A 7084-nucleotide genomic window follows, 5' to 3' on the forward strand; every position below is an offset into this window, starting at 1 on the left:
TTTTAGCAAAACCCGATGTCCCGTAATTCATCCACAATGAATTGGCAACTTTTATTTAATAAAACTACTACTAGACTCAAGAAATGTTGAATTATCTTATAACTCCTCTGACCTGCATGGCCACTGGGTTGATTTGGCTGTTAATTCCATTGACAAAAGTCAACGCCACAGAATCAAGACAATTGGAAACACTGAATCAACCTCAAAATCATCTTTCAGAACTTAATCAATATACTCAACTAGATGCTACACCCATCACTCCAGTTAATGAACTTTCTGATGTACAACCAACAGATTGGGCTTTTCAGGCTTTGCAGTCTCTAGTAGAGCGTTACGGTTGTCTTGCGGGATATCCCAAGGGCAACTTTCAAGGAAATCGAGCCATGACTCGCTTTGAGTTTGCAGCCGCATTCAACGCCTGTTTAGACAAAATCAATCAAAGTCTGAATGCTGAGACAGCAAATGCAGCTACTCAAGAAGATTTAATGAAGGTGCAGAAGCTACAAGAGCAATTCGCCACGGAACTTTCCACTGTGCGCGGTAGAGTGGACGCTGTAGAAACAGTTACCCAACAACTAGAACAACAACAGTTTTCTACAACCACAAGACTTGAGGGACAAATCATAGTTGCAGCCGCAGATGCTGTTGGCGACGCTAGCCGTAGAGGAAATGGCGATGACAGTAACCTCGCACTTTACAATCGAGCGCGCATCAACTTTATCACCAGTTTTACTGGAAAAGATAGGTTGCTTTTACGAATGCAAGCCAGTAATGTAGTTAACCCCATTGCACCAGGAAATGAGGCGCGTTTAAGTTTTCAATCTGGTGGTGATAGCAATAATAATGTCTCAATCAGCAAGCTGGAATATCGTTTTCTCGTAGGGAAGAAAGTCGAAGTTTTCGTTGGTACTGGTTTTAATACTTACTTTGATGACGCAGATGTCATCAATCCTTTACAAAGCGATGCCTATGGTACTGTGTCGCGCTTCGGCCGATACAATACAGTTTATCGCTTGGGTGGAGACACAGGTGTAGGTGTGACTTTTATACCCAATGAAAATTTCAAAGCCCAATTTTTCTATCTAGCTGGTAACGCCAACAACCCCAGCAGGGGCTTATTTAACAGTAAATACGGTGCTTTGGGTCAACTCATATGGTATCCCAACTCAAAAGACAAAGATACCAAAATAGCTGTTACCTACGTCAACGCCTACAGCGAAAATGGTCTAGGACATAATACTGGCAGTTTAGCCTCTAACCTGAACGATAGGAAAGTTTCCTCCAACTCCTATGGTATTGAAGCTAATTTCAAAATCAATGACGGTTTTCAACTTGGTGGATGGGTGGGTTATATCAACGCACGGGCTTTAACTGGGGATGTCAAAGGCGATGCTGATATTTGGAATTGGGCTGTAACTTTAGCCTTTCCTGATTTGGGTAAACAAGGAAACTTAGGGGGGATCATCGTAGGGATGCAGCCTAAATTGACTGGTTCTTCTGCACAATTATCAGGCTTACCCCGTCGTGATCCCGACACAGGATTTCACATTGAAGCGTTTTATCGGTATCAAATCAATGACAGAATCAGTATTACTCCTGCTGTGATTTTACTGACAGCACCAAATCACAACGAACAAAACGGCGACATTTTTCTGGGAGTAGTTCGGACAACTTTTCGGATATAAGCGACATTATGCAAATACTCTGACTGCTTGAAGACAGTCAGGTATGCAGAATAGTTAGTTTTTATTCATTGAGAGTTTATTACTGTTTGCAAACAATATTACTAATACTATGTTACAAAATCGTGAACTGTACTAGAATTATTACTTAAGTAATTTTTCTTAAAAAGTGGGTGGACAGTCGTTGTAACTCTTAATAGCCTACAGCAAAACTTCCATGTACATAATTTTGCTACTACTATTCCCACTGCCATAACAATAATCAAATAGATCCCCGCCTTCTTTGAAGATTCGGGGGTATAAACCTATCTAAACTGATAAATTTAATATTTTTTATTATTCAGGAGGATTCAGTGTTTAACTCCAGCAATTTTGAAAGTCAATCAATAAATGTTTATTGTACTCGTCCAGGCTGTGAAAAACCTAAAAATACTATTTCTCCTGAACAGATAAAATCTGGTGCTGCTAACTGCGCTCACTGCGGAATGCCATTAATTTTACAGGGACATTTTGTAGCCATAGAATTATTAGGTGAAGGTGGATTTGGCTGGACTTTTTTAGGAAAAGATATATATGAGGAATTTGCAGATAATACAAGAGTCATTAAACTGCTAAAGCTTCCCCATGCACAACCTCAATCCACACAGAATCGCATCCGCATCATGTTTCAGAATGAAGCAAAAATTTTGAACCAATTGATACATGAGAGGATTCCCAGATACTTTGCTTCATTTACCACAGAAGTTGAGGCAAACACAGGTTTTGTGGAGAGATATTATTATTTAGTACAAGGATATGTCGAAGGGCAAAATTTAGCGCAGGAACTTGCAGATAGAGAATGCTTTTCTGAAGATGAGGTTATAGATATTCTCAGGGAAATTTTAAACATCCTGAGATACGTTCATAACTATGACCGTCCTCAAGGAGCTATACACAGAGATATTAAGCCTGCCAATATCATGCGTTATAGTCAAAATCAGAGGCTATATCTCATAGACTTTGGTGCGGTAAAACAGATAGCACAAGGACTTCCTGTAGAAACAACATCCATAGTCCTAGATAAAAATTTTGCACCACCTGAACAATTCTTTGGTGATCAATTATCTTACGCATCAGATTTATATGCTTTGGCTGCAACCTGCTTGTGTTTACTAACAAGGAATCAAAACCCTAATCAACTGCTGAAAGAATCAGATATAACAGATATTTTGAAAGTACAGCAAGTGCGTAATCAGCATTTTGCTACAGCTTTAGAATTAATGCTCAAACATAAAGTGAAAGACCGTCCTCAATCTGCTCAAGAGGTTATAGATATTCTGGATGGCAGAAAACAATCTCAGGTTGTGAATTTCTTTAATATTTTAAAACATTATATTAGTGATATTACTAGTTTGATTAAAAGTCGAGTGCCAATTAAGTTGGTAACTTTGGCGTTATTAAGTTTGGTGATAGTATTTGTTTCACATTACCTGATCATAGCAATACAACAACCTATAAAAGTAGAACCATTTGCAGAACCCTTGAGAGAGTTAATAGATTCACAGCAAAATGAATATGCTAAATATTTTACTAGGGGAGAAGAATCTTTAATTCCTGAGCTTAATAATAACGCTGCTTGTCAAGATATATATCAAGCTAAACAGGATGGTATGGCAGCTTTTAAAGAAGCTAGTGAAACTGGTGATCAAGCAACATTTGAAAAAGCCAGACGGAAGTTCGCAGAATCTATTCAAAAATCCCTGGCTAATCAGAATTGTGTACCTGATCCTGAGACAAGGATTCAAGAATACAATGCGACAGTCGCTCAAAGTAATTTAGCTCGTCAAGGAAGACTTCCTACGATTGTCGTTGCGAATGATGTAGAAAAAATATCATTTACTAATGCAGAATACAAAAACAAATCTATTATTGGACTAGAAATATTGCGTGGTGTAGTTCAAGCCTTGGATGAATTAGATAAAAATAATCCCTTGTTTCAAATTTTACTAGTCAATTACACATTAGAAAATTCAAATCCAATAGCTATAAACATTGCAAATCAAACAATTCCAGGACAAGGAAGTTATTTCAATCAAAGTAAAATATTAGGTGTCATTGGTGGATATACAAGTAAATATATTAAGGGAGTAGGAGATATTTATGGCGGTGGTAAAATCGTTTTAATTGCACCTACAAGTACGGCATTTAGAGAGTATTGGCAGAGGAAAAATCAACAATTAAGTGAATATGTTTTCCGTACTGCTTCTAATGATTATATTGCCTCTGAAGATTTAGCTAATTACATCGGAAAGGATCATACTAAAAAGCAAACATTAATTGTCTATAATGATAATGATGAATACAGTAATTCACTTCAAGAACTTTTAGTAAGTCAACTAGGTAAATTAAGCAATAATCCTCGTCCAATAGTGTGTAACTTAACTGCTAATGGTAACAGTCTAACTGCAATATCAGATGCGGAAAAAAGGTGTATTGAAATAGTAGATACTGCGGCAAGGGGAACTGGAGAGACAATAGGTGTACTAATTTTATTTCCATCGTCTGGTTATCTCAAATCTGCCGTAGAAATTGCTAACACAGTGAAAACTAATCATCCAGAAATTCAACTGATAGGAGGAGATGTTGTCTATAATAAGGAAACATTAAATGTTCTGCAATCTTCGGCTGAAGGTATGGTAATTGCTGTCTGTTCTCATGCAAGTCTGGCTAATGCAGATTTTCAAAATAAAGCTAGTAATTTTTGGAAAACACGTTATGTAGGTTGGATAACCATGACTTCGTATGATGCAGCAAAAGTATTTTCTAAAGCGGTGGAAACATCAAATCTAAAAGGCTTGGATCAAGATGGTGAAAACATATATAAAATATTAACCGATCGCCAAAACAAATTTTCAGTGATGGGCGCGAACACAAATGTCACATTTGATAGGTATGGCGATCGCGAAAAAATTACAGGTGTTGGTGTTTTAGTACAAGTTAAGAGAAATAGTACCAGAAGTGATGACCATAACTTTGTTTTACTCGAACAACCAAAACGAAATAATCCTTAATTAAAACCTATGCCTCGTCTTACTCTTAAAGCATCTATGTTTGGAAAACAACGTATCAAAGAAGCGCGAATTAAAAAAATTGCCGAATTTAGAGAAAAAGAAGGAGATATTGATATAGATGAAATATTTTTGAGGGAAGCAAGTAAAATATTAAAACCCAATAGAAAATGGGGAAACTCTGAAGATAAATACGCTGTCAGTTTACCTACTTGGACGCGTTTTCGACAAGCAAAAACGCGGATTGATGCAGATTATTTTAAGGCTTTTTGTCAGGTTTTAGAATTAGATTGGGAAGAAATAGTAGAAAGTGAAATGGATGCAAATACAGATTTAAGTGAAGCACCAGCACTGACTAAATTTTATGGACGTAAACAAGAATTGGGCGAACTTCAGCAGTTAGTAAAACGCTGTCGATTGATATTAGTCTATGGCATGGGAGGTGTAGGAAAAAGTGCTTTAGTTAGTCAGTTATTAGATAGGGTAGCTAAACAATATCATCGTTTAATTTGGTTGTCTCTACAATCATCACCTCCATTTTCAGAAACTATCAACCAGCTTATACAATTCTTTTCCAAAGGTGAAAAAGAAGCTGGTAATTTGAATGATGTTATTCAGGAATTACAACGTCAAAAATGCCTGATGGTGATAGATTCCTGGGATGAGATTATTGATAATATTCGTGAAGATTACGCACAGTATAATCAATTCTTGGAGAAAATTCATAAAACACAGCATCAAAGTTGCGTTGTGGTAATCAGTAGAAGGAGACCTAAAAATATTGAACTAGAAGGTAAATTTGTTGAATCCATAAGATTACAGTCGCTAAGGGATGAAGAAATTAGAGAATTTATCAAAGCAGAAGGTTTATTTGGTTCAGTGGAGGAAATACGAAAATTTAGCAGACTTTACAACAATCCTTGGATAGTCAAGAGAATCATCCAAAGGATTCAAACTGTCTTTAATGGGGAAATATCACCATTTATGAATAATGGTGAATCTACAACTTTTATGGATGAAGCGACTACTGATTTTTTAAATCAGCAATTTCAAAAACTCTCACAAATGGAAGTAAACCTGATGTATTGTGTGGCTATCAGACGCAATACCGTTTCGTGGAATCAACTAGTACAAGATAGTAAAGCATTTCTGCGACAGCAACAACTAATTGAGTATGTCAATAGTTTAATTAGCCAGCATTCTTTACTATATACAAATACAGAGGAAGAACCATTAATTTATGCGCTAGAGCCAGTGATTTTGAAGTATACCACTGAGAGATTTGTTGAGCAGGTATACCAACAGATTATTGAAGTGATGAATAAGGGTGTAATTTCTGGCAATGAATTGTTTATTACCCATCAATTCATTACAGAACATCCCGTAGATGAAGAATTGCATCGAGAACAAACGCGAAGAATTGTGCAGCGTATTCAACAGATGTTAGTGCAGAATTTTAAAATTCAGCAGCATCTGGAAACTCAACTAAGAAAGATCCAATCCCTTTTGGAAGAACAAGGGTATGATGCTAGAAATATCTCACATTTGCTGGCAGCTTGTAAAGTTTGTGTTAATTGATTCATTAGATACCCGATTGATTGCAGAATCGGGTATCTAGTATAATCATCAATTTTTATCTCCCAAAGCGCGAATTGATTCTGCGATTAAAGCCACGATCGCAGAAGCTACAATCAATAACATACTCAAAGCATTAATATCAGGTTCAACCCCCCTTTTAATCCGACTAAAAATTTCCATTGGTAGGGTATTGTAACCACTACCGGCGGTAAAACTAGAGATGAGAAAATCATCTAAACTTAAGACAAATGCTAGTAAGCAACCTGCAACAATTCCTGGCATTAATTGGGGTAGTAAGACTCTAATAAAAGCTTGTACAGGTGTCGCGCCTAAATCTAATGCGGCTTCTTCTAGGTGGGGATCTAAATTGGTGAGTCGAGAAGAAACCACCAAACCAACATAGGCTAGACAAAATACGACATGAGCCGCCACAATTGTCCATAGGCTCAAAGGTATAGCAAAGGCTGCTAGAAAGACTAGAGTGGCAACTGCGATCGCAATATCAGGGATAATTAACGGTAGGTACGAAATACCCTGATATAACTTCTTCCCAAAGAACTGATAACGCGCCAACCCTACCGCCATTAATGTTCCTAACACCGCAGATATACTGACTGCACATAAGGCGACGATTAAACTGTTCTTTAACGCAGAGAGGATGCGATCGTCACTGAGTAGTTTAATATACCATTTAATAGTGAAGCCTTGCCAATTGGCACTATAGGGTGATTGGTTGAAACTATAAAACCCTAGTACCATAATCGGCAGGTACATAAA

4 protein-coding genes and 1 pseudogene are annotated in these 7084 nt (G+C 37.2%); 4 read left to right on the top strand and 1 reads right to left on the bottom strand.

Features of this window, described 5'->3' with window-relative positions:
* Positions 1-116 precede the first annotated feature (116 nt).
* The 4 genes and pseudogenes from CV014_RS08565 (at position 117) to CV014_RS08575 (ending at position 6307) form a co-directional block, all read left to right on the top strand.
* Entirely contained in the window at positions 117-1685 is a 1569-nt protein-coding gene (locus tag CV014_RS08565) for an iron uptake porin (protein WP_236141656.1), read from the top strand.
* A gap of 350 nt (positions 1686-2035) precedes the next feature.
* Positions 2036-2164, top strand: a pseudogene (locus CV014_RS30595) (hypothetical protein); the annotation flags it as partial.
* A 3-nt stretch (positions 2165-2167) separates the two neighbouring features.
* Positions 2168-4732 carry a bifunctional serine/threonine-protein kinase/ABC transporter substrate-binding protein gene (locus CV014_RS08570; protein ID WP_236141657.1) on the top strand — a complete coding sequence of 855 codons (2565 nt, stop codon included), beginning with the start codon at positions 2168-2170 and terminating at the stop codon, positions 4730-4732.
* Between the two features lie 9 nt (positions 4733-4741).
* Positions 4742-6307 carry an nSTAND1 domain-containing NTPase gene (locus tag CV014_RS08575; protein WP_236141658.1) on the top strand — a complete coding sequence of 522 codons (1566 nt, stop codon included), beginning with the start codon at positions 4742-4744 and terminating at the stop codon, positions 6305-6307.
* 48 nt (positions 6308-6355) lie between these two features.
* Here the strand turns inward: CV014_RS08575 and CV014_RS08580 are convergent.
* On the bottom strand, positions 6356-7084 hold a 729-nt coding region (locus CV014_RS08580; protein ID WP_329608358.1), incomplete at its 5' end, for an ABC transporter permease.

It is taken from the genome of Nostoc sp. CMAA1605, from assembly GCF_021596505.1.
Lineage (GTDB): Bacteria > Cyanobacteriota > Cyanobacteriia > Cyanobacteriales > Nostocaceae > Trichormus.

What these genes read in the sequence shown, in the direction of transcription:
- CV014_RS08565 (WP_236141656.1), top strand. Translation starts at nt 117, where the DNA reads ATGGCCACTGGGTTGATTTGGCTGTTAATTCCATTGACAAAAGTCAAC.
- CV014_RS08570 (WP_236141657.1), top strand. Translation starts at nt 2,168, where the DNA reads ATGCCATTAATTTTACAGGGACATTTTGTAGCCATAGAATTATTAGGT.
- CV014_RS08575 (WP_236141658.1), top strand. Translation starts at nt 4,742, where the DNA reads ATGCCTCGTCTTACTCTTAAAGCATCTATGTTTGGAAAACAACGTATC.